Raw genomic sequence first — 352 nt, 5'->3', positions numbered from 1 at the left:
GATTGATCAACTGCCGCAGGTAGAATGCATCATCATAGAAGCAAATGGGAATATTAGCACCTCAAAAAACATAAAAATCAATACTCCATGAAAAAAGCAATTTTAGGATGTTTTATTCTGGCTGCCCTGCAATCCTGCTCGGCGGTAAAGGAATACGAAAAGGTAAACATCAATGATCCCGACATGGAATTGTCGTTGAGGAATACTGACAGATTTGAGACTAATTTCCAGGCTTACCGGGAAGCGGCAGCAGGAGCTAACGGAGGTAAAACAGGCGGCGGATGCGGTTGCAACTAAGGGCACAAAAATGAAAAAACTGGCGATCATTTTATTCTTTTCCTGTTTCATAACA

Annotated in this window: 1 protein-coding gene; it reads left to right on the top strand. The window is 41.8% G+C overall.

What is annotated here, in order from left to right:
- Positions 1–87: 87 nt before the first annotated feature.
- Positions 88–297: a DUF4266 domain-containing protein gene (locus tag HC176_RS17915; protein WP_167920358.1), complete on the top strand. Its 210-nt coding sequence runs from the start codon at positions 88–90 to the stop codon at positions 295–297.
- Positions 298–352 lie beyond the last annotated feature (55 nt).

The organism is Tamlana crocina (assembly GCF_012037625.1).
This window is presented reverse-complemented; position numbering and strand designations above follow the sequence as displayed.

Bases quoted from the DNA above. Each gene is read 5' to 3' on its own strand.
- HC176_RS17915 (WP_167920358.1), top strand. From the start codon at position 88: ATGAAAAAAGCAATTTTAGGATGTTTTATTCTGGCTGCCCTGCAATCC.